The organism is Paenibacillus sp. FSL H8-0079 (assembly GCF_037991315.1).
GTDB lineage: Bacteria > Bacillota > Bacilli > Paenibacillales > Paenibacillaceae > Paenibacillus.
Genome location: NZ_CP150300.1, coordinates 1,540,868 through 1,567,162 on the forward strand (window position 1 = coordinate 1,540,868; position 26,295 = coordinate 1,567,162).

The window sequence follows — 26,295 nt, forward strand, 5'->3', positions numbered from 1 at the left end:
CAAAGGAAAAAGACCACCGAAAAATTTCGGTGGTCTTTTTACCAAATTCAGGTGTATTCATCTCAATCTGGTTTAATTATCTTTTAAATCTTCAACGGAGTTGATATCCATGTAAGTTGGAACAACCAGACCTTGTTTGACTCCGGTCATGCTTACAGCAATATCTTCAATCTGGTCACCATACGTCTCCCAATAGTCCCCATGTGTAAGCGGGAGCCAAACGGCTGGAGAAGCATCGATATCACCTGCCGCCAAGCCTGCCCACATTGGACCAGCTTCGACTTGCAGTGCTTTGACTGTGTAACCCAGATCCGCCTCAAGCACATACTTCATCAGGTTGGTACTCGCAATTTCAGAGTCCCATGCCACATAACCAAGACGTAGATTATCACCACTAACAGGAGTTAACCCGGTAGTCCATTCTTTAATCTGGTCAGGATGTTTTTCTGCATAAGTCTTGGCTGCTTCTTCAGGCGAAACGCCCTTTTGAATGTCAGTCATGATCTCACTCATCTGATCCGCAGTCCAATTAAAACGAGAGAAGAACTCATAGGCAACAGGATGATCTTCCTTGATTCCCTTACGTCCCACCGTGTGAACTTCCTCTGCATCGCCGAAAATTAAGTCGGGATCATCCAGATACTTCAGATCATACTGATTGAACATCCAGTGGGGAGTCCAACCCGTAACGATGATGGGCTCCTCATTTTTATAAGCTTTGTCCAGCGATGCAGTCATCGCGGCTCCAGAGCCTTCGATTAGATTCCAGTTAGACAATTCATAATGCTCAATCGCATTTGCCGTAGCTTTCATCAGACCTGCACCTGGATCAATACCAACGATTTGGTGATTAACCTCTTCGCCCACATTGGCACTTGCCGATGGAGCGGAAGAAGCGGCACCTGTCTCCAGATCTGCAATCGAGTTTACTTCAGTCATGTAACTAGGAACCACGAGTCCTGTACGTACACCCGTCATGTTGGCACCCAGATCGTCCACCTGGTCTTTGTAACGTTCCCAGTAGTCAGCATGTGTCAATGGCAGCCAAGCTGCTGGAGAGGCATCTACGTCGCCTGAGGCAACACCCGTCCACATGGGTCCAGCTTCTACTTGCAGAGCGTTAACTTTATAGCCCAGGTTGTTTTCCATCACATATTTCAGCAAGTTCGTACTTGCGATTTCGGAATCCCAAGCCACATAGCTCAGTTTGAAGTCATCGCCGTTGACCGGAGTCAGACCTTTGGTCCACTCATCAATCTGATCGGCATGTTTCTCCGCATAAGCTTTAGCTGCTTCTTCCGGGGATGTACCCTCTTGGATAGCAGTCATCATCTCACCCATTTCATCCGAGGTCCATTGGAAACGGGACAGGAATTCAAAAGCAACAGGGTGATCTTCTTTCAAACCTTTGCGGGCGATGGTGTGAATTTCTTCAGCATCACCGAAAGATTTCTCTGGATCTTCCAGATATTTCAGATCGTATTTGTTGAACATCCAGTGTGGAGTCCAACCTGTAATGATGATTGGATCTTCATTTTTCATGGCTTTGTCCAGTGTGGCAGTCATGGCTGCACCTGAGCCTTCAATGAGAGTCCAGTCAGTCAGGTTATAGTCTTCGATCGCTTTAGCTGCGGACTTCATGATACCAGCCCCTGGATCGATACCAATAATCTGATAGTTCACTTCTTTACCTACAGCATTGGCTGCTGAGTTGTTGCCGCCAGCGGAAGTCGTGCCACCAACGAAGTATTGCGAGAAACCAGCTACTAACACAAGGAATGTTGCAGCAGCAGTGATCCACGCTTTTTGCTTTGTTGTAATGCGAGAGGTCTTTTTGCGACCAGGCATAAATAGATTTTGTGTAAAACGGTCCAGTACAATTGCGAGTACAACAACAGCGAGACCGGCTTCGAAACCTTTACCGATTTGCAGCTGCGTTACTGCACGATATACTTCCGCACCAATACCTTGTGCACCGATCATGGATGCAATAACAACCATGGACAGTGACAACATGATCGTCTGGTTAATACCGGACATCACGGTAGGCAAAGCGAGTGGAAGTTGTACTTTGAACAGTTTTTGCATGGAAGTCGATCCGAATGCATCAGCTGCTTCAACCAATTCGCCAGATACCTGTCTGATACCCAGGTGAGTCAGACGAATCGTTGGTGGAATCGCAAATATAACGGATGCGATAACACCTGGAACGACACCAAGGCTAAAGAATGTAACCGCAGGTAGCAAGTAGACAAATGCAGGCATCGTCTGCATGAAGTCAAGTAGCGGTGTGACGATACGCGCCGCAGTTTTACTGTATGCGAGCCAGATTCCGACAGGCACACCAAGCAGGATCGAAACCAAACCTGAAGTGATAACCAGGCCGAGTGTGTCCATGGATTGGGACCAGTACCCCAAGTTATCAACGAGCAAGAACCCGATAACCGTGAATAATGTCAGTGGGAGTCGACCTACAAGGAACGCAAGAACACCCAATATGGCAATGAACAGAAGCGGATGGGGCAACATGAACAGCCCAGAGAAGAATCCGACTACTGCCTGAATAACAACAGAGATTACATTAAACAATCCGGAGAGCGAGGAGCTCATCCAGTCAACGATGGATTCAATCCACGATGCTAGTGGTATTTTGGGAATCATTCACAAGTTCCTCCTTTACTGCAACTTCACCGCTAAGTGCACCCAGCAGGGCACCGCGGACGATAACACCTTGCAGACGGCCATTCTCACCAACAACAGCGAGCGGCACATGGGCAGAACTTACAATCTCGAACAATTCATGAATCAAGGTCTCAGGCGACACCGTCGGCCCATCCGTGATCAGAATATCGTTCAATACTTTGTTTTCGCGCATGGCACGAGTTGCATCTTCAGCTGTAATGACACCAAGCAATTTTTTCGAACGGTCAATGACAAACAGGTTGGAAATACCACGTTCGCGCATTAATTCGAGGGCAACACGAGGACCACGATCAAGCGTAATTGTTTCAGGGCGACGCATTACGTGAGATGCTGTAAGGACCTTGGACAGATCCACGTCTTCGACGAAGCGGGCCACATATGAGTTGGCCGGTTGAATCATGATTTCTTCCGGTGTACCGATCTGCACGACTGCGCCGTCTTTCATGAGGGCAATACGATCGCCGATGCGCAGCGCTTCGTCCAAGTCATGGGTAATGAAAATAATCGTCTTTTTCATTTTATCTTGAAGCTCGATCAGCTCATCCTGCATATCACGGCGAATCAATGGATCAAGGGCACTGAAGGCTTCATCCATTAATAGTACTTCCGGGTCATTGGCAAGTGCACGGGCCAAGCCGACACGTTGCTGCATCCCGCCACTGAGTTCATCTGGCATTTTGTCTTCCCAGCCTTTAAGGCCAACCAGCTCAAGTGAGGTTTTCGCCTTCTCACGGCGTACTTCTTTGTCTACTTTCTGTACTTCCAATCCATACTCCACATTATCAAGAACGGTACGGTGCGGGAATAACGCAAACTTCTGGAAGACCATGCTGATCGTTTTCCGGCGCACTTCGCGCAATTGTTCTTTGTTCATCTTACGTAGATCCTTACCATGGACCAGAATTTCTCCGGATGTTGGTTCAATCAGACGATTGAACATCCGTACTAATGTGGATTTACCACTCCCGGACAGCCCCATAATAACGAAAATCTCGCCTTCCTTAATCTCCATGTTGACCCGGTTGACACCAACCGTTATCTGTTTTTCTTTGGCCAACTTTTCTTTTCCCCAACCTTGCTCCAGTAATTGCAGACCTTGCTCGGTTTGGGGTCCAAACAATTTACTTACGTTTTTCACTTCAAGTATGGTCATGTTTTCACCCCTTCTGATGTGTTGTGCACTTCGAACGGCTTTCAGCATCCATAAGCCCATACACTTATGCGCCCAGCCACGAAATCCGGTAGTTGTTGCTTCGCTTCCCGTCTTTCTGGGTAACGTTTTGTATTCTAACAATACTTACCCCGTATAGCAACCGAATAAACAGTACATAATGTTTGTACAGTAAAAACTGTACAAAGTTTTCCTCCCATATGCTCCGTCGTTCTCCTTATTCTGTCTAATAAGGTTCCTTTACATTTGATATCGCTTTTCCTACAATAGAAAATGAGCTGAATTGAAGCTGATTTTTTTGGTTAAAAGATAGTCATAGGCAAAAGTAGCCTGGTAAAGTTCCCATTTTCATACATTGGGTGAAAGAAAGCCCTCTGGCATATAGGATGTCCGGCCGGATGCTTTCCCATGTAAGCAGGACTTTTAAAGTGTTGCAATATTTTTGCCAAGACTGTGGAATGTTCAGAATGGAGGTTGCAAGCATGGGCTTGGACCATTTACAAGAGGAACAGCAGGCAACCGTACTGAGGATTCGTAAACGCGTCATTGAAGCCATTGGACGTAATATGGATCTTTACGGCGTTACGCTGTCTACGGGACACTTATATGGATTGCTATTTTTTGCAGACAAGCCAATGACCCTTGACGATATGGGACGGGAAATGGAAATGAGCAAAACGAGTATGAGTACAGGTGTACGAACACTGCTGGATTTGAAAATGGTAAACAAAGTATGGAGCAAGGGCTCCAGGAAAGACCTATATGAAGTAGAATATGACTGGCATCAGACATTTACGGATTATTTTGCGATTAAGTGGAGAAAAGCTGTGGAGAGTAACCTTCAGATTCTACGCAAATCGATTGAGGAACTGAATCGGTTAGTCGAAGATCTGGATGAGCAGGCAGACGCTGAACTTATCCACATTCTGATGGAAGACAAACATAAGGTTTTGCAAGCGGAAGCATACTACAAATGGTTGGATCGGTTGATTGATACCATGGAAGATGAAGAGATATACAAGCTGGTTCCGAAGGAAGAGATCAAGGAACATTCATAATTACATGCAAAGGGCCCTTTCCGTTAGAGGAGAGGGCCTTTTGGTTTGTACAATATCTTAATGAAATATAATGAAGGAACACGATGGGAAAAATAACACTGCACATCGGGCAATTCGTTTCGAGCTGATATTCACATCTAATGTCCGATCAGACCTGCCTGAGGAAAGACCACAGACTGCTGAGCAATCTGCTCCAGTTCGTTCAGAATCTGCAACCGGCCCGCCGGGGTCCAGCATAACAGCTGCCAATTCGAGATATCGTGAACGTCACCATGCAACACGGCAGGGCAGCGATTCCAGGATGCCGTTTGCTTCATACGGCGGAATACCTTTTCACTGGCAGGCTGAAGCGAAGCCCGATGGATCAATAGATAATCCGTGTCCAACACGGGGATATTATCCGCAACATACTCATTTCTGGAACTTTCGGGAGATACAAGCTGGGCAGGATGGAGTCCCAATTCAGCATACAACAAGTGTTTTAATGGATGCTCGCCAGTCCCCTGTAATCGAATGAATTGATTCGTAATCTCCATCAGAGCGATACGTTTTTGTCCGAAATAAGGTTGTAGGCTTAGGCCTGCTTCAAGCTTGCGGAACGCAAGTTCCTTGAAATTCAGCAACGCTTGCTTCTCGCGTCCGACCAGTTCGGCTATGCGAATATGGTTCTCTTTCCAGTCCTCAGTGGATTCTAAGATGATGGTTGGTGCAATACTTTTCAGGCGATCATAATAAGGCTTGTGGTAAAAGTCACCGATGATCAAGTCTGGCTTCGCCTGCCGAAGTTGATCTAATTGTCTGGTTAATCGGCGTTCTTGTTCATAATCATCGGATTCTCGGTCAAGAACTCCTTCCAGTACAGCTACAGGGCGCAGTCCAAGCGAGGCCAGATTCTCGTGGAATCCCATGATGGATGCTGTAGCTACGCGAAGTTGATCTCTTTTCATATATACGCTGGGAGCAATGCCCAAGGTTTGTTTGAATTTGCGGCTAAAATAATACTCGTTGCCATACCCGACAGATACCGCGACGTCTTTGAGGACACATGGTTCCTCTGTCAGCTGTTTTTTGGCTTCGTCTATACGTAAACGGTTCAGATAATCGGTCGGCGACATGCCCTTGGCTTTCTTGAAACTGCGAGAATAGGAGCTGGGTGTGAGTCCAGCAATCTTGGCAAGCTGATCCATGCTGATTCCTTCACTCATGTAACGTCGCATATACATAATACTGCGCTCCAAGGCAGGGTCCACTTTCTCATGATTGGCTTCCAGCCGGTTCTCTGAGAGAAACTGCAGCAGTTCATGCAGCTGGCTATGTATGCTGATAAAGTGATCCGGTTGAAGACCGCGATAGGTTTCATACAATTGTTCCAAGCGTAATACAGCCTGCTGCTCATGACGAACCAGCAACCTGCCTGTCTGCCAATCCAGCGGGAAGGCAGGTGAAGAGGTCATTTTCCATTCGCCGCGCACTTGCTGCAAACGAACCGTATCCATGCTTAGCAATATAAATTCGGTCACTTTCGAGCGTGCAGCGGCCTCGATGGTTGTACCTGACTTCAACACGAACAAGCTGCCCGCTTGCGCCGTATAGACTGTATCATTCAGGACCAGAACACCGTCTCCTTGCAAAATAAGACAGAGCATGGGCCGGGACACCGTCTTGCCTTGCACACGGAAATTCTCCCCACGACGCACACGGCACATGGAGGAGAGGAGCGGTAGAGATGAGGTTTCAGCAATGAAGGGAAACTGTTCAGTCATACGGACCATCCTTTTGTCTTATTTTCTTAATGATAACAATTATCATTCTCATATGGAAGATATTTTTGAAAAATAGTTTTCGACAACCAAAAAAGGACTACCAAGAGCCCGTATGGCTGCAAGGTAATCCTTTTTGTTATGGATAAGTCCGTTGAATGGGCTACACGCCTGAATCAACAGGATATGTTAGTACGGTGTCACCAATAGAATATTGTCGAGGAAAACGTCACTCATTACTTTTTTCCCTGTTCCACCCGTTTGCACATGATACAAGCGATACTGATCTTTGGCATTGATGTAGAACAAGCCGGCAACATCATCTCTGATATGGAATGCATCCCATTCGTCACTGGTAAGTTTCGTTACCTTGAGAGCTGTATTGACCGAATAGAGACCGTTGTTGCCCGAGATGTATGCAGCTGTAGCTGTACCATTGGTCAATTGATTTGCAACATACGTTACATTGTTCAGGTTCAGATTGGCGGACTTGGTCACTTTGTTGCCGGAGACCGTTTTGGCATAAGCCTTTTTGTCTGCATCAATAAGGACAACCTTGTCTGTACCTAAGGCACTTACTTCCCGGACGCTCTTGTTATGAAGCTGAAGCGTTTTGGCTGAAGTCGTTAACGCAAACGCTTTGCCTTTGGCGTAATTGTAATCCTTATTAATGTCGAGATCGATTCCTTTGTTATACACGTAAAGATTATTTCCCCAACCACCGGAATATACAGCATTCACATCCAGTTTGGCTTTGGGATTAACAGCAGTTGCCTTGCCAGTGTTGTAGTTCACTTTATACATGACAACAGCATTGGTGGAATAGAAGTCCTCGTAGGGGTCTGTATTTACCATCAGTTGCAGTTCGTTTTTGGCTTGATTCGTAAAATAACGTCCTTCCACTGCGCCTGCGGCAATCCGCTGCACAGCTCCAGAACCGTTGGACGTTTTGGACACGGACCACGTGTTTCCATTAACCAGCGCATTATAGTAAGCACGCCCTTTGGCTACTAGGAGAAATGGAAAATCAGTGTCTGCTTTGTCAGCAATCTTGGTGACAGCTGAAGCGTCACTGTTGCCATTAGCGCGATAAATTGTACCTGTAGCATCCAGATAATAGATGAATCCGTTATCCGTGTAATAGCTCAGTACATCTGTAGCAAATGTCTCTGCCGCATCGCTGGACCCGTCATTCGGAACCCGGAGCAATGTTGTGGAAGAAGCAGTCTGCGTGTAGTAGAGATAAGAGCCTGCTGCGTGCAAGTCCACCCCTTGGAAATCAATTAATACTTCTGTCGTATTGCTGCCATCAGCCGATACTTTGTACAGGATGCCATCGGACTCATAATACACTGTGGATTGGCTGAGTGAAGCTGCCTGGGCTGCGGTTCCGCCTCCCAATGTCATTGCTGCAATGAGTGTAAATAACAGTAATGTACAGATGGTGCGTTGTAAGTATGTATACCCTGTTTTCATTTTTTCATCGTCCCCTTCGTTCTATATGTATGTAATTAACGCCTTATGTTATATCGGTAAACTATGGAAGATATGTTAGATCTCGAACATGAAAAAAAGAAGAGAATGAAATTGAATTTCATACATTTTCAAACCTGAAATCGAATTGCGCATGATGCTGCCAATCCCGCCTCAAAGCATTCTCCGCCTGACTTGATCGTGATAACATTACACTCAACCAGAGCAGAGGAGTGAGCGATCATGATATTGAATATGGCGATCATCGGATTTGGGAACGCAGTGGTGAACTATCATTTGCCTTATCTGGACAAGAAAGAAAACATCAAGGTGAAGACGATATACCGTCGGGAGGAAGATCGGGTTGGCGATACAGAGCGTGAATCACTCTATCCCGAGATTACTTTTTCAACGAATATCGAAGACATATTGCAGGATAATGAGATTGAATTGATTGTTGTTGCCACCCATGTGGATAGCCATGTAGAGTACGCCAGGCTGGCATTGGAACACGGGAAACATGTGCTGGTGGAGAAACCTTTTGCCTCTACTTCTGCGGAAGCCAAAGATATCTTTGAACTAGCCAATCGTAAACATCTCATCGCCATGGCGAATCAAAATCGCAGATTTGATGGTGACTTTCTGACATTGAGAAAAGTGATTGAGAGCGGCAAACTGGGGAATATTGTTGAAATCCAGTCCCACTATGATTATTTTCACCCACAGTACGCCAGAAGCGGATTTGGATTGCTGCATGGTTTGGCCGTGCATACCATCGATCAGTTAATCTCCATATATGGTGTAGCCGACCGAATTGATTATGATGTTCGGAGTTTGATCGCGCCGGGTGAATCTGATGATTATATCGATATTGATTTTCGTTATGGACGAATGAAGGCTACGATTAAATGCAGCCTGCTTGTGAAGATCGAGCATCCGAAATTCATTGTGCATGGGGATCGGGGAAGCTTCGTCAAATATAGCAGCGGACATCAAACGAAAAGTGGAGATGGACGAACCAAGGTATCCATTGAAGCTGAATCAGAGGATAACTGGGGTACGATTAGTTATGTGGATGAAAAGGGAACATCACAAACAGAGAAAGTTCCTTCGGAAGCAACGGACTATGGCATTTTATATGATCGCCTGCTTCATGCCATTCAACATAACGGTGATAAACCGGTCAAGGATAAAGAGGTTTTATATGTATTGGATATTTTACATGACGGAATCGAAGCGGCGAAGAAAGCCAACTGACAAATCAACGACAGGAGCGAAACAATATGATGAATATAGCAACGATTGGTACAGGGTCCATTGTGGATGCCATTTTGTCGGCGATAAATGAACTGGAAGATGTCACTTGTACAGCGATGTACTCCCGGAAGAGAGAAACAGCACAGGAGCTTGCGGGTAAATATGGGGTAAGTACGATCTATACGGATCTGGAATCCCTATTTTCAGATGCGAATGTAGATCTCATATATATTGCTTCACCAAACAGCATGCACTACGAACAGGCCTATCAGGCACTTCAACATGGCAAGCATGTCGTCTGTGAAAAACCGTTCACGTCCACGCTTCAGGAAGCAGAGACGCTGATTGCACTTGCGAAAGAAAAGAATCTGTTGCTGTTTGAAGCCATCTCCAACATTCATCTGCCCAATATTAAAGTCATACAGGAGCAACTACCGAAGCTTGGTCCGATCAAACTCATCCAGTGTAACTACAGTCAATACTCGCGCAAATACAATGATCTGCTTGCAGGGCAAACACCCAATGTATTTAATCCACAATTCTCTGGTGGGGCGCTGATGGATATCAATATTTATAATCTTCATTTGGTTATGAATCTGTTCGGTAGCCCGAATGCCGTATCCTATACTGCTAACCAGCATGCAAACGGTATTGATACATCAGGAGTTGTGGTTCTCAAGTATCCGGAATTTATTGCGGAATGTGTAGGTGCCAAAGACACGAGCAGCATGAACTTTGTGCTCATTCAGGGAGAGAAAGGTTATCTTCAGGTTGTGGGAGGAGCTAACGGTTGCCGGGAGATCAAGCTTCAGATCGGGAATGAGCCTGCTGAGGAATATAATGCGCAGACCAAATCCAATTGGCTGTACTATGAGTGGGAAGCGTTTAGGGACATCCATGCAAGTGGTGACCACAAGCGGTGTTACGAACTACTCGAACACAGCCAGTCTGTGATGAGTGTACTCATGAGTGCGCGTAAGGATGCTGGGATTGTATTTGCAGCGGACCAGCGTTAATTGTTAATACGCATCGCTAATGCTCCCCATGTACAACATGTCGAAAATATAAAGTACCGAGACCATTGAAGACATTTTGGACAGTCGTAATTGTTCGTTGTATCCATAAGCCAGTAGCGTTTCATCGCAATGTCTGGACAGGGTTGAATGGTTGTTGCCCGTAACCGCAATGACTTTCATTTGTTTGTTGCTGAGCACTTTGGCAGCTTCAATCATGGATTGATTCTCACCTGTGTGCGAGATAACAAAAGACAGCGTCAGGCTGTTGGGATTCATCGTGTTCAAGTAATGCATGTTGGGACTATTGTGAGCAATCGCAGATATGCCGAGTTCATTCCACTTGGCACAAGCCTGTTGAGCCAGATAATAATTCATATCACTGCCATAGATATCGATACGTCCGGATTCTTTGACCCAGTTAGCGATTCGTAGCAAAACAGGAGCATTTAACATCCGGCGCGTATCATCCAGCGCCTGCTGATACAGGTAAGGAACCGAGTCGATGGCAGCCAGCACGTTGCCTTGTTCTGCAATAGCATGATCCTGCGTCTGCAACGCGGAAGGTATCTGTTGGTATTCAAGAGCAAGCTTGAGCTGAAAGTCTGGGTACCCCTTGGTACCCAGCTTTTTGCATAGGCGAACAATGGTAGATGAGCTTGTATAGGTCTGCTGCGCCAGTTCATGGGCTGTAGAATCAAATACAACTTCGGGGTTGTTCAGGATATAGTTCACAATATGCTTCTCCTGTGCCGTTAATTGGGAAGCATATTTTAATTTTTGAAGTAGTTTGGATTCCATGCGGTTGTTCCATTCCTCTCTATAATTATCCCAGTATACATGTCTCCACATCATAACCTGCGTTTGTTTATTTCTCAATCTGCATCACTCAGATCTGACTTCCGCCAGTTGTTGACGACTATTCCATAGCGTGACGAGACGAAGCAGAAGCAAACTTCAAATGCATGACGAAAAAAGATGGATCTCTCCGTCAATAGTCCCGGATGAAGGGTGCGCACTTCCCCTCAATTCCACTTCAAATCGGGTCTAAGGTTTGTTTTCACTATGGCCTGTACCATGTATCCTTATTTTAAGGGTAGAACATCCGTTTCATTGCTCTTTATAACGTGGTAATGAAAGTTAAGGCCTTACGTCTCATGAATGTCTGAAATATTCATCTAACGCCGGTCTTGGTTATCCAGGGCCGGCTTGACGTGATGTTTTGGCGTGCCTGTCACGGGAACGTCGGTTTTTAACGATTACATAATGAATTCGTCTAACACATCCATATGAATACATCGTATGGGTACATATTGTGTTTGGACGTAGAGGAAGGTGAGTGAGTCATGACAGCATCCAATGAGTATCGTTTTCAAGTGAACCTGAGTGGTATGATCCAGATTTTATCCAACCATCTATATAGTAGTCCGAAAGTGTTCTTGCGCGAGCTGATGCAGAATGCGACTGATGCGATTACCGCAAGAACGGAGGCGGAGCCAGGATATCAGGGTGAAGTTCGTGTTGAACTGACAGGAACAGGGGAGCAACTGACCATGATGGTGGAGGACAACGGCATCGGCTTGACTGAAGCTGACATCCATGAATTTTTGGCCATGATTGGACAATCCTCGAAGCGGGGGCAGCAAGCGCTACTGGATGGAGAGACTTCGTTTATCGGACGTTTCGGAATCGGGTTGTTATCTTGTTTCATGGTAAGTCACGAAATTGTCATGCTGACGCAATCCGCGAAGGGTGGCCCTTCGATGGAGTGGCGTGGCAAGCCGGATGGCACCTATACGATTCGGCAGTTGGACACACAGTTGTCCCCGGGCACCAAAGTATATTTGCGCTGCACACCAGACGCGGCTCACTACTTTGAAGCGGATTATGTGAAAGAGGCCTTGTTCTATTACGGAGCGTTATTGCCGTATCCGGTCACGCTGCATCATGACGGTGTGCAACATGTGGTGAATAACGAGACGCCGATCTGGCTGATGGACCCTGCACTCGCACGTTCACGCAGAGCAGAGGTCTTAGCTTTTGGTGAACGTCTGCTTGGCGAGAAGTTCCAGGACTTCATTCCGTTGACGACGGCTTCAGGCCGTACGGGAGGTATTGCTTTTGTACTGCCACACGCGGTTAATCTGAATGCGAAGCGTTCCCATCGGGTGTACCTGAAGCGAATGCTGATTTCGGAGAAAGCAGAGAACATTTTGCCAGAGTGGGCTTTCTTCGTGAAATGTCTGATCTGGACAGATGAGCTTCAACCGACGGCATCACGGGAACATTTTTATGAAAATGAAAAGCTGGAGGAAGTTCGCTCCGAACTCGGAGACGCACTTCGCAAGGGACTGGCTAACATGGCCGAGAGTCAGACGGAACGGCTACAGAAGCTGATTCGCCTGCATGCCTTGTCCATGAAGGCACTGGCTGTGCAGGATCAAGCATTCTACGCAATGATTCACCGCTGGTTGCCATTTGAGAGCACGAGAGGCCACCGGGAGCTGGGTGAGCTGATCGATGAAGGAGAGACATTGTATTTCACGTCCTCTGTCGATGAGTACCGTCAGATTCATCATGTGGCATCGGCACAATCGATGCTGGTGATTAACGGCGGCTACATCTATGACAGCGAGTTGATGATGACACTGCCGATGACCGTGCACAACCTACACACGGAACGGCTAGAGCCGGATCAGGTCTCGATGAGCTTCACGGATGTGCCACCGGCTGAACGTAATCAGTATTATGATGCGTTGCGACTTGCCGATTCCGCTCTGCAGCGCTTCCGCTGTCGAGCTGAGGTGAAAGGTTTCAAGCCATCGGATCTGCCGGTATTGTTCACTCTTTCACAGGAATCCTCAACACTCCGTGCGCTGGAAAAAGCAAGCGAAGAGAGCACGGAATTGTTCTCTTCCCTCCTGGGCTCCTTATCCTCCGGGATCAGTTCGGCGGGATATTCAACCTTGTACCTGAATGTGAACAACCCGATTATTCAGCGTGTGCTAACGTCACCGGATGACCAAATGACGCCGATTGCCATTGAGATGTTGTACGTCAATGCACTGATGATGGGGCATTATGCGATGAACCGGCAGGAACTGGAAGTGCTGAATCAGGGCATTGTTCGTTTTATTGATTGGGGTTTGCGTGGGAATACAGATCGTAAGGGGGATGCCTGATGAAGACAGAGATGGATTTTGAGGAATTGATGGACGAGGCCTACGGCTTGCCTAATGGTCCGGCGAAGCTGGGTATGCTAGAGGAAGCGGCAAGAGTCGCCGATGTGAATGGCATGGAAGAAGAGGCATACGAAGCAAGATCAGAGATTGTGGAGACAGCGACATTCTGCGGTTATCCGATGAAAGCACTGATTGCTTTTTCCTGGCAGCTGGGCAAGTTCGATCAACAGCCGGAAGAATATGATGAAGAAACGTTAATGTGGTCGTATAAATGGATTTTAGGCAAACTATCCAGTTTCCCGGAAGTATCACGCGATAAAATGATGGAGCTGCTTGAGGACTTCGGACAGCGATTCAAGTCATTTGGCTACAGCGAACGTTCGTATTGGTATTATCGATTCCGCATCTCCATGGATCTTGGGGAGCTGGAGGAGGCAGGAAGCAGTTATGCCAAGTTCAGAACGATGGATCGAGACTTTATGAGTGACTGTGAAGCCTGTGAACAGGACGAGATGATGCGTTATTTTATCCTTACTGGTGACGACGAGAAGGTGCTTGAAATGGCAAAACCGATCCTGAAAGGCCGAATGAGCTGTGCGGAGATTCCGCATCTTACCTTGTCGGAGATCTTGATGCCACTCTACCGATTGGGTCGGACTGCGGAAGCAGACAAGCATCAACAAAAGGGCTACCGGTTGATCAAGGGACAAAATGATTTTGTGAGAAGCTTTGCCGAGCAGATGGATTATCTTGCACGTACCAATCCGGCGAAGGGGATTGATGTGCTGGAAGAAAGTCTGGTGTTCGCGATGGATAATGAAGATCCATTTGCCAAAATGTTGTTCTACGGCAGAACGGCACCATTGTTACGCCGCTGGGCGGACGAATCCCCGGAATACCGATTACGTCTTCCTGCGTCCTTCCCATATGAAGGAGATCCAGGAGATTTGCGTAAACTGGCGGATTATTTTGCGGAATATGCCCGAGCAGCGGCAGACAAGTACGACCAGCGTAATGGCAATCGTCATGTCTCTTCGTTGCTCGGATAGAAACGGATATAACCCCGTAACAGATAGATTTATAAGTTGTGAAAAGTAAAAAAACAGGCTTGTTCGAGAAGGTTTTTACCCTTCCGAACAAGCCTGTTTTTTCTTGCATCATAAGCATGATAATTCTAATCGATATGAAGATGTTTTATTTTTATTGTGCTGAAGTCGCAGAAGGGACCGGCGCTGGTACAGGAACCGGCGCAGTTTCAGATGTCTCATCTGCAGGCTCAGCGCCTTCGGCAGGTTCTGCTTGTGGTTGTTGAGCTGCCATCAGTTCAGCGACGATTCGATCTGTTGGTTGTGTAAGCAGCGCATACATAATCGCAGCCTCTTCCTGACGAATCAGAGGTTTGCGGGAAAGGAAATCAACAGAACCGTCCTCCAGTACCTTTACCTCAGGTCCGTGGATACCGAGCGTATACATCATCTGAATGGCTGGTACAGCCCATGCATCTGTGTGCCCCGCAAGTTTCACATCATTGAACAGTTCGCTAGGATATTGCAGTTGCATAATTCTCCACATCATGACCATTGCTTCCTGTCGGATAATCACTTGATCCGGTTTAAACTGCTGTTCGTCCGTGCCAGTAATCATACCCAATTCATATCCGAGTTGAATATATCCGGCTGCTGCATGATCTGCCCAGTCGGTTCCAGCAGGAGGCGTTGTTTTGCTGGGCTTCAATCCACTCAGTTTAAGAATGTTCTCAATAAATTCAGCTCGTGTCACAGCCGTTTTCGGTTGGAAAGACTTGTTAGCACCATTTTCATAATATCCAAGAGATTGTATTGCATAGATTGCTTCAGCATAAGGACTGTTCTCACGAACATCCCGGAAGCCTTGAGGGATCTGTCCTTTTTTCTCATAACCGATTGGGTTGAGATAAGGTTCTTTCATATAGATGGTTCCATCAGCATTTTTCTTGAATGCCGTGAATTGACCGGTCAATTCATCTTTGAAGAGATTATCTTCCACTTGAATCAGGTTGCGTTGACCTAGGAACGCATCCGAAATACTTAATTGTCCAGGCTCTGTGCCGCTATTTTTCAGGGAACTAACGATCGTGCTAATTCGCAGATCCGCGTACAATCCGGTGAGGCGTTGTAACTCTTCGGTGGATTGTGGCGTGTATTCTTTGAATTGGATCGGCTCTGCATATTGCGGGAAGAAGTTCTGGATAAAGGCCGGATAGAACAGATTACGAAGTGCTCCATTCTGATTATAGGTAAGGAAGACGCCTGTATTTTGCTCGGGAATAAGGAAGAGATAAGAGCTGAATCCAGTCAGGTCGCCTCCTTTTGTAATAATTTTTGGACTACTTCCTGCTCCGGGAAGCTGAAATGCAGCTTCAAATCCATACGTGGTGTTTGGTAACAGTGGATGAATGGAGGAACGGTATTGTTCCATACTTTTCACTGTGGATTCTTTGAAAATCCGCTTGTTGTCCTTCACGCCATCATTCAGGAACGCAATCATGAATTTCCCGATGTCCTCAGCGGTAGACAACATACCACCTTGAGGCATTGGTGTTGGAGAGATGGTATACAGATCAAGCGGATTGTGTGCCGCATCATAGCCTGTAGCTAGCTGCTTTTGGAACTTGTCGTTCAGCATGAAGCTGCTGTTATCCATGCCTAGCGGTTTGAAGATATGTTGTTGCATATAAGATTCAAAGGGCTCGCCACTCACATTCTCGACAATCATGCCGAGTAGCAAAAACGAGAAGTTATCGTACATGTAGGCGCTACCAGGCTCTCGAACGACAGGAGGCATGTGTTGCTGGGCGTAATCCTCCATCGCTATGTACTTGTCAAAATCAGTATGGATGTCTTCCTGCTGTGGATCACGGATCTCAAATCCGGTCGTGTGTGTGAGCAGGTTCTCTACAGTTACAGGTTTGTCAAAAGGATTATCAAATTCGAGCCCTTTCACATAGGTCTGAAAGTCAGCTTGCAGATCAACCTTGCCTTGCTCCACCAGCTGCATTACAGCTGCTGACGTGAACGTTTTGGAGACAGAGGCTACACGGAAGGCCGTATTTTTCGGATCGATAGCTGTTTTACTCTCCACATCGGAGAAGCCATATCCTTTTTCCGCCAGAACTTTGCCATCTTTCACAACAACAACGGAGGCTCCAACATAATGGGCTTTTGCCTCAGGTGAATCGAAGAATGAATCCAGAAATGCTGTAGCCGATTCAGTTGTCAGCGCTTTCGTCTTTCCTTGTTCAGAAGCGACTGGAGTCGCGGTCTCCGCCTGAACTGCGGGTACCCACAGACTGAGAGACAGAACCACAGCCATAAAAGCTCCTGTTAGGGAGGTGAACCTGAAACGGGTCTTTCGTTTGGATAAATGCATGCAAACACTCCTTTATGAAAATATTTACAAAAAAAGTTACTCGAATCAATTTCATAACTCACTAAAAATGGAATTGTGTAACTAAATATAGACAAATCAAACCGTTTTTGATCTATATCTAGCCTTCATTGAAGCAGCTAAAGGTATTATGAAATTGATTCACTTACCCATGTATTACTGATTACTCGCACGATAGGTTTCACGATAATAGATTCCGATGTTGGCAATCCAGATAATAGAGAGCATTACAATTGGGAATGGAGCAAAGGTAAAGAGCATCGAATATAGAACCATAGAGACCATTCCGACACCAAGAAGTACATTCATCATCTGAAAAGAACGATAGGCTGCGCGATACACAAGCCATTTCTCGCCTTCATCCAGCTTCTCAAAATGATCCTTCTTCATATTGCGCGAGTTCAGATCCAGAGTACGTTCAGGATAATAACGGTTGTATCGCTTCACAGTCAGAGTTTGCACTACCACGACGATGATAATAGAGATACACGAAGCAACGAGATTCACGAGGTTAAACAGTTCTGGATAATTCGGCATGTTTCTGTTGGATGCGTACAAGGACAAGGCCAGTGCTGCCCAGGTAAACGCAACAATAACACTGAATCCGCTGAGAATCATCGCTTTTCCGAGGGAGCGCTCTGCGGGAGAGATGAGTGAATCAGACTCTCCATAAGTTTCTTCTTCCATCGGAGGAACAGATGGCGTGCGGGAGAGACTGAATATGTTCCACAACATCATAACTACCACAAGAGCCGCAAGGATTGCGAATAAAAGATCATAGTCATAGTACACGGATAGAGTCCAGTTCAGATCAGAAGGGACTTTGCGGACCCCGTTAGCTCCGATAAAACCAACTACAGCGCCACCTGCTGCATACAAGGGAAGACGCAACCGCTTTTTAATGGATGAGGATGATGAATTTTTCAATCTAATCTCCACCTTTCAACTCAAAGATTTTTTCGACTGGTTCACGAAAGACGTGGGCTATTTTTAATGCCAGAACAACCGACGGAGAATAGTCTCCGCGTTCAATCAGGGCAATGGTTTGACGGGATGCGCCAATGAGCTTGGCTAGTTCCGCTTGGGACAGCCGGTCTCTGGCTCGTAACTCCCGAACGTGATTGTGTAATTCTTCCACTTACTCACCTCCATGAACCTAATGTACATGATATTTAACTAAATGTAAACTATAATATACAAAATGTTTATGATAATTTACTTTAAAGTAATGATAATGGGCATAAAAAAGAGAGCCTGCTGGGCTCCCTTGCATGATTATTTTGTTGCCGGAGAAGTGAAATCAAGATGCATCTGCACATGGCAGATGTTCATTCTGTTCCTCTGTCTTGCGAAGTAACATTCGGAAAAAGACGAGCGCTCCAAGCCCCATGAGTACATACAGACCAGCCATCGCATATGAAGGCAGAAAGGCACCAATGGTTAACCCGAGACTTCCGAGGAGGGCAGCTGCGTTATAGCTCAACCCGTCAGCAGTCATGTAGGCAGCACGGTCCGAATCGGGAATCATACCCGCGAGCATGACTAGACGAACAGGAGCGTACATCAATTCTCCAATGGTCAGCAGTATAGCGGATGAGATAAATGCAGACCTGAAATATCTGAGCCGAACAGTTGGGCGGTGAATTCACTTTTTAAACGAACAGCGATGTATTTATCCAACTGGAATTCCAGGGAGACAGAAAGTACTGTAGCCATGAAAAATACCATAAAACGTTTGTCTTGAAAGACCGCCCAGTATGTGTTCAGTATGTTCTTCTGGATTGGAGCATCTGCCTCCATTAGTCTGGTGGATGGACCGGAACCCTTGGAATGCTTTGTACTACTAATTGCACGTTTATCCATTGTTTCACGAACCATAAAGACCAAAATAAAAAGAGAAACCATACTTTCTAGGCATACCAGACTGAACAATAGAAAACGAAATGATTCGAAAAATAGTCCGCCCATCAGTGCGCCAAAGGTTACAGCAACGTTTGTTGTCCAATATTGCAATCCGTATACATAATGGCGTTCATGTTCACTGCTTACATCGACAATCATGGCATTAGCAATGGGGACGGTGATCCCTGAACTGAGACTGCTGAGCAGAAACATGACACAAGTGACGATGATCGAATCCATCCACGGCGAGTTGGCGCTGGCCAAGCATAGTAGAGCCACGACCTGCAGACTTTGTGCGATCACCATTAATTTCTTTCGTCCAATTCGGTCAGACCAATATCCTGCCCACAACCCCACAATCATGGAAACCACAATATTGACCATCAGCAATAACCCCGCCAAGCCTGCGCCAATCTGAACACTCAGATAGATCGCCATGAATGGAATGATGGACTTCTGGGTTAGATCGGTGAAAAAATCAGTAATGATGCGTATCCTGATGTTCAGGTGCAAATCGGCGTATTTCATAAGTCGTTCTTCTTCCTTCCCGCTGGTCATGTTGATGTTACTGAGTATAATGGAGAAAAACCTGAAGAAAAACTGTAGAAGCAACCGAATGGATTTCGTATTTTAGTAGATGGAGCAAAGTACTTAAAAGATAGAAGTTAGAACATAGAAGAAGGGAGGACATATATGGACGTATCAGAACATTACATTCAATTGCGATTGAACTTTCTGCATGTGCATGAGAAACAAGAAGTACATACAACGGTAGGTGAACTCGCCGATCATTTATGTTGTACCATGCGTAACATGAACCTCATTATGAACAAATTCAAGGAGAACGGATGGGTCATGTGGAACCCGCAGCGCGGCAGAGGCAAAAAATCGATACTTGTCTTTTGCGTACCGCTGCTTGAAGTGGCTCGTGAACGATTTGACCATCTCCTGAATGGGAACAGGATCGAGGACGCCTATGAACTGGCCTCCACCTTACCAATTACGATGCGAGAACATCTGATGCAGCAAATGCAGCATCAATTCGGTCTGCATTCGAACGAGGGAGCCAGAGGGCGAATGGATACATTACGGATTCCGCAGAATACACCGTTTAAGACACTGGACCCAACGCAGACGGCGATGTGGGGAGAAGTTTTCATCATTGCAGAGGTGTTCGATCGTTTGGTTCGCTATAATGCTGAACGCCAAGTCTGCGAGCCGAGTCTGGCTATGGCATGGGAGAGTCATGCGGATGGAAGGGAATGGACCTTTTATCTGCACAAAGGCATACCTTTTCATCATGGAAGGATTCTCGATGCAGAGGACGTCAAGTTTACCTTTGATCGTATTATCTCTGACAGGAGTAATCCTTCCAGGCCGCTGTTTGGTTCGATTGAGAGCATAGAGGCGTATGACCAGTTGACTGTACGTTTTGTGTTGAATAAGCCAAACTTCATGTTCCCGGATCTGATGAGCAGTATGTGTGCATCTATCCTGCCTAGAGATGTGGAGATGAACCCGCTTCATCCGATTGGAACAGGACCTTATCGATTGACTCGTCATAATTCGAAACTGCTTGTGCTTGAGGTGTTCCTTGCCTATTTCAGAGGACGGGCTTATGTGGATCGTGTTGAAGTGTGGCAGCTCCCTCACTCAGCAAAGGCGGAGTCCATCATCAAGCATGATTTATTTCCGGATACACAACCTCGTGCCGTACAGCATGAGATGCAGGGCGGTGTGTATATGACGTTTAATATGCAAAAGAAAGGGCCACAGCATGATGTGAATTTTCGCCTGGCTGTCCAACTGCTATTGAATGCACATGAGTTGTCGGAAGCGCTTGGGAGCACAAACACGCAGGCTGCCTATAGTCTGATTCGAGAACGAGTTCAGAACCAGCATCTAACGGAGAGCCCGGATCAAGGGGAGCCGTGGAAACAGCAATCGGAAAGATTGGATCAACCAGAAGGTTCCCCAAAATCAGCAACTTTAATAGAGTCTTCACTGGCGCAGGCCTCAGCATTATTACGTCGTAGCTCTTACCAGGGGCAGATATTAGATCTGTGGGTGGAAGAAGGAGAGAAGATGGAGGCAGACATGATCTGGTTTGCAGAGAGATGTGAACAGATTGGCTTACATATATGCATTATTCCGGGAGACCCGGTCCATGCAGTCTATCAAGATGGATTCAGGGATTGTGATCTGATCTATACAGGAGAAGTGTTCGATGATCATGTCGTGCTGAGTCTGGTGACGATGTATACATTCCAGAACACGTTATTCCTGATTGCGATGAATGATTACTGGAGACATGAACTGGAACAGGAATGCGGACGAGTGGTCATGATCCAGGAACCAGCGGAGCGGTTGAATAGATTGATTCAGCTGGAAGATCGACTTATTCAGGAGGCGTTGCTTCTGCCTACGTACAGCTTCAAGGAAGAACATGCGCATCATTCTTCTCTGCGTGGTTATCACGTTGCGGGGCATGGTCTGCCTGATCTGCGCCGATTGTGGGTGAAGAGAAGACCTGGTACCGCTGAAGAGGATACGAGTTATCCGGTGTATATTCCGTTGTGGTAGGAACGAGTACCACAACGGAAATACACCAGGAATTGTCTATATAAATTGAACTAAACATTTATACAAAACGGAGAGGGCAGAAATAACTTGAGGAAGCAGAGCGTTCGCATTTATCCCCGGATTTCCCCTTTATGAAAAGGAATCAAAAAAATCTGGGGATAACAGCGATCAGAAGGTTGTTCTGTCATCGGAGTGACCCGTGTAAATATTCATTAGTTCAATTTATATAGGTTCAGATCATTTACGAAACTCTGATGAATTCAATAGGCTTCGTACCCGGCTCAAGCAACAAAGGAATGGAGATGGATTGAGCAACTTCTGATGATTCATTCAGGTTGAACGTATACGTAATCTTCAGACCGAATAACACAAATTCGACCGAAAACGTATCTTTTCCAGTGTATTCCATAGGCATTTCGATGGCGTTAAAAGTTGCCTGCAACCCGTTCGTTGTTTCCTGAATGGACATTTCGCCATAACCAGGATGCGTGTAAATACCCGCATAAGCGGTGAGAGCACGATCGCACGGAGCGACTTGAGGTTCTTCAACGGTTTCCTCAACGTCAGTTTCTGGTTGAATAGATAATTCCGAAGAATTCTCCGGATTAGTCTCTGTTTCTGCCGGTTCTTTCCCCATTAATTTGCTCATTCTGGAACTCCAATTGACGGGTTCCAATCCAAGCAGTCGGTCCATGATATGAAAAGCAACTGTATATGGAATAACACTTCCGTTGGTATTGCTCAGTACTACGATCCCGATCTGCTCCTCTGGCAAAAAGGCAACCTGTGACGTAAAGCCGTCAATCCCCCCGCCATGATGAATCATGGCATGTCCACGATACGGCTCGATCATCCAACCCAGACCGTATGTACCCACAGGTAGCTCTTTGCTGTTGAATGCTGAATCACAAGCCATCTGAGGACTGTGCATAACCTTCATTTGTTCCTTGGAGATCAATGATTGTCCTTTCCACTGTCCTGAATGCAATTGGAACTGAAGCCATGCGATCATGTCGACCAGATTACTGTTAATAGAGCCGGCAGGGCCAACAGCGTCAATAGCTCGAAATGGTATTCTTGTATGCTGACCTTCCTGTTCCATATAAGGACAGGCATAGTCAGTCTGAAGCTGCATCTCATCGACAGAGAACAGGCTTGAGTTCATACCTAGCGGGTCAAATATAGATTTTTGAACAACTTCTTCCCACGAATTTTCTTTCAATTGTCCAACCAGATAACCTGCCGTCATGTACATCAGATTCTGATACTGCCATTTGTTTCGGAAATCCTGATTCGGCTCCAGGTACTGTAATGTACGAACAAGCTCTTCTCTTGTACGTGGGGAGTTGTACCATACCAACTCATGTCTTGGAAGGCCGGAGCGATGACACAACATGTCGCGAATGGTGAGACGTTCTGTTGCGACCGGATCGAACATTCGGAAGTCTTTCATATATGTCTTCACAGGTGCATCCCAGTCGAGTATCCCCTGATCCACCAGCATGGCAGCAGTTGTTGCCGTAAAGGCTTTGGTACATGAACCGATGGCAAACAGTGTATTGGCGGTAACTTCAAGTTTAGACTCCAGATCACGGTACCCGTAGCCTTTTTGCCAGATGACCTCATCCTTATGTATTACAGCCACTGCAGTGCCGACACCTTTCCATAGTTGAAGTTGCTCGGTGATGAATTCGTCCAGTCCTTCCAGTGAAGCGCGAAGCTGAGTTATCGTCATACCTTCCCCTCCCGATATTCAATGAATTGGATCGTTTCCTACAATCCACTATGCCTTTTCTGGATAAAGTTAACATCCTCCCCAAGACTGATTTTGCGTAGCAATGCCGTATTAACTGACTTCACTGCATGCTTGTCAAACTAGTCCGCATATATCGAACAAGTCCCTCATAACATGTACTAATCAAGTAGGGGTTCTGCTGCAAGCACAATCCTGAAGTGAAAACATGTGCTAAAGGGGATGATGTCATGCGCCGAATATCATGGATGCTTGCCATGGTATTGGTCTTATCGGTCTTGCTTGCCGCCTGCGGGAAGAAGGATGCGGCAGCTGTGGTCAAAGATCTGAACGAAGTCGTAGGAGAGATGGAAAGTTACCAGGGGGCAGGCGTGATGACGCTGCATACCGGAGATTCGCCGCAGCAGTACAAGGTCGAGGTATGGCATCAGAAGCCTTCCTATTATCGTATTGCGTTAACCAATGCCAAAAAGGATGTAACACAGATTGTCTTGCGTAACGATGAGGGTGTGTTTGTTCTGACGCCTAGCCAGAACAAGAGCTTCCGTTTCCAGAGCGACTGGCCAGATAACCAAGGACAGGTATATCTCTACGAAACATTGATTCGGAGCATTACTGGGGATACGACCCGTCAGTTTGCGGATGAGAAGGAGAGCTATGTTTTTGATGTAGCTGCCAATTATAATACACATGCACTCGTCAGACAGAAAATCTGGCTGAACAAATCGGATTACGCACCGAAACAGGTGGAGGTATCCGACTCCAATGCCAATGTGGTCGTGGATGTGAAGTTTGATTCCTTCAAATTCGGTGCTGCATTTGAGAAAGACGCCTTTGACATGCAACGTAACATGACAGCCAATACAGAAGAAGGCGGCAAAACAGGAACGGACTCTGGTGTGGCTCCTGCGGAGCAAACAGGTAATGAGGGCGGTAAAGAACCTGCCAATCCTCAGACTGCGCCAGAAACAGACGGCGCTGTCACTGATGGACAGTCGGGTGTAGGTGTTGACACAGAGCAGCAAGGTACAGAGGGTGCTGCAACAGGTCAGGAAGGCGAAGAGCCAACACTTGCAGAACCGGAAGGGGCAGACAGCTTCGGGGTGATTCAGCCGACCTATGCGCCGGAAGGCGTGCAGCTCAAGGATGATCAGATTCTGGAGGAAGCAGGAGACTATTCCGTCATGCTTCGTTATGAAGGAACATACAATTACACGATATTCGAAGCCAGACCGCAGGATCGTGCTGTGTCGCTTGCCCCATCCCGTGTACTGGATCTAGGATTCACACTAGGGATGGTCAGCGGAGATGCACTGCAGACACTGACATGGACGACAGATGGTATAGAATATCGGATCACCAGTGCCGACCTGCCTGATAACGAAATGGTACGTATTGCAACATCGATGCAAGAAGAGTCAGGCAAATGATTTTTGAACAAATGAACGAATAGTAGCATAAACATAAGGAATGCTAAGAAGCATCGGAGACCCGTTCTCCGGTGCTTTGCTTTGATGAGAGACATGTGTACATCTGGAACTGATTTTCTTACTCGGAGCACCCAATAATACAAAACGCGCTTCTACGCAGAGGGAACCGGGTAAATAATCGATATAAGCAGATTTTTGTTAGGGTGAAAAGTGAAATTTTGCCTTGCAAATCTCGTTTATCGATCTTCTTCTGTGTTCGCATTTGTTCCTCAAACGGCGCACCTTGCACCTGTTTTTGAATGCGAAACTTCGGTTCATTTGACAGTCACATGCTAGAGCATTACGATGGAGTCTGACGTGAGCCGGATTAAGATGATTAGAGAAGGTGACTTAACGTGCAAGGACAATATCGGCCGACCCAAGCGGAAATCAATTTGGATCATTTGTGTACTAACGTAGAAGCTTTCCGCGAGGCATTGCCTCAGGGCATGAAATTCCTCGCTTGTGTGAAGGCCAATGCCTATGGACACGGAGCGGTGGAGACGGCTAGAGAACTGGAACGAGTGGGTGTGGATTACTTAAGTGTTGCTTTTCTTGACGAAGCTCTGGAACTGCGACAATATGGGATTACGATTCCAATTCTGGTATTGGGTTATACACCGCCTGAAGGGATCGCTGTTGCTTGGAAACATGATGTGACCATCACGCTGTTTAGCAGGGAAGTGCTTGATGCCATTCGACATCTGGATGCGAGCACATTCGCTAACCAACTGAAGGTTCATATCAAAATCGACAGCGGCATGGGCCGATTAGGTCTGTTGCCTGGCGATGAGGCATTGGCTTTCATAGAGGAAGTGGCCTCGCTTGATCAGGTGATGTTGGAAGGCATGTTTACCCATTTTGCCAAAGCGGATGAAGAAGACAAAACCTATACACTGGAGCAGTATCGACGGTTCCAAAGCGTGGTTCATGCGCTCAGGGATCAGGGATGTGTCATCCCGATTATACATACGGCGAACAGCGCCGCTGCCATTGATACACCGGAATTATCCTATGACATGGTACGTGTAGGAATCAGCCTGTACGGATTGTATCCTTCGGCTCAGGTGAATCATCAGGTGGTGAAGCTGTCCCCGGTATTGACGCTGAAGACGAAGGCGGTTCTGGTCAAAACACTGCCACCCCATTGGGGGATCAGTTACGGAACCCGATATGTTACACAAGGGCACGAACGAATAGCGACCCTGCCGATCGGCTATGCAGACGGATTCTCAAGAATGCTGACAGGTAAAGCACAAGTGCTTGTGCGCGGTCGCCGCGTTCCTGTCGTTGGTACGATCTGCATGGATCAGTGTATGGTGTCGTTACAATCTTTCGCGGAAGAAGCGGAAGAAATTCAAGTCGGCGAAGAGGTTGTCCTCATCGGTCATCAGTCTGGTGGCGTTATAACCGCAGACGAGGTGGCAATCCAGCTCGGTACGATTGCTTATGAAGTGATCTGCATGATGGCGCACCGCATTCCACGGGTCTATACCCGTGACAGCGCAGTAGTCGCCAGAATCAATCCACTTTTGACATCCTGAC

Annotated in this window: 19 protein-coding genes; 8 read left to right on the plus strand and 11 right to left on the minus strand. The window is 46.5% G+C overall.

The window, feature by feature from the left end:
* Positions 1-72: 72 nt before the first annotated feature.
* Both MHI06_RS06725 and MHI06_RS06730 read right to left on the minus strand, forming a co-directional pair.
* Positions 73-2,661 (minus strand): glycine betaine ABC transporter substrate-binding protein, encoded by a 2,589-nt coding sequence (locus tag MHI06_RS06725; RefSeq protein ID WP_340400912.1) that lies wholly within the window; start codon positions 2,659-2,661, stop codon positions 73-75.
* Positions 2,627-3,856 carry a glycine betaine/L-proline ABC transporter ATP-binding protein gene (locus MHI06_RS06730; RefSeq protein WP_340400913.1) on the minus strand — a complete coding sequence of 410 codons (1,230 nt, stop codon included), beginning with the start codon at positions 3,854-3,856 and terminating at the stop codon, positions 2,627-2,629. The genes MHI06_RS06725 and MHI06_RS06730 overlap by 35 nt, the downstream gene beginning before the upstream one ends.
* Positions 3,857-4,356: 500 nt before the next feature.
* Between MHI06_RS06730 and MHI06_RS06735 the strand changes: the two genes are divergently transcribed.
* On the plus strand, positions 4,357-4,932 hold the full coding sequence (locus MHI06_RS06735) for a hypothetical protein (protein WP_062833093.1): 576 nt from the start codon (positions 4,357-4,359) through the stop codon (positions 4,930-4,932).
* Between the two features lie 137 nt (positions 4,933-5,069).
* Here the strand turns inward: MHI06_RS06735 and MHI06_RS06740 are convergent, their stop codons facing one another.
* Both MHI06_RS06740 and MHI06_RS06745 read right to left on the minus strand, forming a co-directional pair.
* The gene (locus MHI06_RS06740; protein WP_340400914.1) at positions 5,070-6,695 is read right to left on the minus strand and encodes a helix-turn-helix domain-containing protein; all 1,626 of its coding nucleotides are present in this window, start codon (positions 6,693-6,695) and stop codon (positions 5,070-5,072) included.
* Positions 6,696-6,881: 186 nt separating this feature from the next.
* Positions 6,882-8,168, minus strand: coding sequence for a DUF5050 domain-containing protein (locus tag MHI06_RS06745; RefSeq protein WP_340400915.1), 1,287 nt, complete (start codon positions 8,166-8,168; stop codon positions 6,882-6,884).
* 240 nt (positions 8,169-8,408) lie between these two features.
* Here MHI06_RS06745 and MHI06_RS06750 point away from each other — a divergent pair, with 240 nt between their 5' ends.
* Together MHI06_RS06750 and MHI06_RS06755 are read left to right on the plus strand one after the other, a co-directional pair.
* Complete coding sequence (locus MHI06_RS06750; RefSeq protein ID WP_340400916.1) at positions 8,409-9,422, plus strand: Gfo/Idh/MocA family oxidoreductase; 1,014 nt, start codon at positions 8,409-8,411, stop codon at positions 9,420-9,422.
* A 29-nt stretch (positions 9,423-9,451) separates the two neighbouring features.
* Positions 9,452-10,438, plus strand: coding sequence for a Gfo/Idh/MocA family oxidoreductase (locus MHI06_RS06755; RefSeq protein ID WP_340402069.1), 987 nt, complete (start codon positions 9,452-9,454; stop codon positions 10,436-10,438).
* A gap of 3 nt (positions 10,439-10,441) precedes the next feature.
* Here MHI06_RS06755 and MHI06_RS06760 read toward each other — a convergent pair whose 3' ends face one another.
* Positions 10,442-11,236 (minus strand): MurR/RpiR family transcriptional regulator, encoded by a 795-nt coding sequence (locus MHI06_RS06760; RefSeq protein ID WP_340400917.1) that lies wholly within the window; start codon positions 11,234-11,236, stop codon positions 10,442-10,444.
* Between the two features lie 545 nt (positions 11,237-11,781).
* Between MHI06_RS06760 and MHI06_RS06765 the strand changes: the two genes are divergently transcribed.
* Together MHI06_RS06765 and MHI06_RS06770 are read left to right on the plus strand one after the other, a co-directional pair.
* Positions 11,782-13,617, plus strand: coding sequence for an HSP90 family protein (locus MHI06_RS06765; RefSeq protein WP_340400918.1), 1,836 nt, complete (start codon positions 11,782-11,784; stop codon positions 13,615-13,617).
* Positions 13,617-14,666: a hypothetical protein gene (locus MHI06_RS06770; RefSeq protein ID WP_340400919.1), complete on the plus strand. Its 1,050-nt coding sequence runs from the start codon at positions 13,617-13,619 to the stop codon at positions 14,664-14,666. Before MHI06_RS06765 ends, MHI06_RS06770 begins: the two co-directional genes overlap by 1 nt.
* A 151-nt stretch (positions 14,667-14,817) precedes the next feature.
* Here the strand turns inward: MHI06_RS06770 and MHI06_RS06775 are convergent, their stop codons facing one another.
* From MHI06_RS06775 to MHI06_RS06795, 5 genes are all read right to left on the minus strand, one after another.
* Positions 14,818-17,025 (minus strand): serine hydrolase, encoded by a 2,208-nt coding sequence (locus MHI06_RS06775; protein ID WP_340400920.1) that lies wholly within the window; start codon positions 17,023-17,025, stop codon positions 14,818-14,820.
* A gap of 174 nt (positions 17,026-17,199) precedes the next feature.
* The gene (locus MHI06_RS06780) at positions 17,200-17,970 is read right to left on the minus strand and encodes a DUF3169 family protein (protein ID WP_340400921.1); all 771 of its coding nucleotides are present in this window, start codon (positions 17,968-17,970) and stop codon (positions 17,200-17,202) included.
* 1 nt (position 17,971) lies between these two features.
* Positions 17,972-18,181: a helix-turn-helix transcriptional regulator gene (locus MHI06_RS06785; RefSeq protein WP_017690042.1), complete on the minus strand. Its 210-nt coding sequence runs from the start codon at positions 18,179-18,181 to the stop codon at positions 17,972-17,974.
* 162 nt (positions 18,182-18,343) lie between these two features.
* Complete coding sequence (locus tag MHI06_RS06790; RefSeq protein ID WP_340400922.1) at positions 18,344-18,607, minus strand: hypothetical protein; 264 nt, start codon at positions 18,605-18,607, stop codon at positions 18,344-18,346.
* 14 nt (positions 18,608-18,621) lie between these two features.
* Positions 18,622-19,473, minus strand: coding sequence for an MFS transporter (locus MHI06_RS06795; RefSeq protein WP_340400923.1), 852 nt, complete (start codon positions 19,471-19,473; stop codon positions 18,622-18,624).
* A gap of 165 nt (positions 19,474-19,638) precedes the next feature.
* Here MHI06_RS06795 and MHI06_RS06800 point away from each other — a divergent pair, with 165 nt between their 5' ends.
* Positions 19,639-21,528, plus strand: a complete 1,890-nt coding sequence (locus MHI06_RS06800; protein WP_340400924.1) for an ABC transporter substrate-binding protein — start codon at positions 19,639-19,641, stop codon at positions 21,526-21,528.
* A 241-nt stretch (positions 21,529-21,769) separates the two neighbouring features.
* On the opposite strand, the gene MHI06_RS06805 is transcribed toward MHI06_RS06800, so the two are convergent.
* Positions 21,770-23,263 carry a serine hydrolase gene (locus tag MHI06_RS06805; protein ID WP_340400925.1) on the minus strand — a complete coding sequence of 498 codons (1,494 nt, stop codon included), beginning with the start codon at positions 23,261-23,263 and terminating at the stop codon, positions 21,770-21,772.
* Between the two features lie 248 nt (positions 23,264-23,511).
* Between MHI06_RS06805 and MHI06_RS06810 the strand changes: the two genes are divergently transcribed.
* Together MHI06_RS06810 and alr are read left to right on the plus strand one after the other, a co-directional pair.
* Entirely contained in the window at positions 23,512-24,711 is a 1,200-nt protein-coding gene (locus MHI06_RS06810) for a DUF4367 domain-containing protein (RefSeq protein WP_340400926.1), read from the plus strand.
* Between the two features lie 395 nt (positions 24,712-25,106).
* Entirely contained in the window at positions 25,107-26,294 is a 1,188-nt protein-coding gene (alr, locus tag MHI06_RS06815; protein ID WP_340400927.1) for an alanine racemase, read from the plus strand.
* Position 26,295 lies beyond the last annotated feature (1 nt).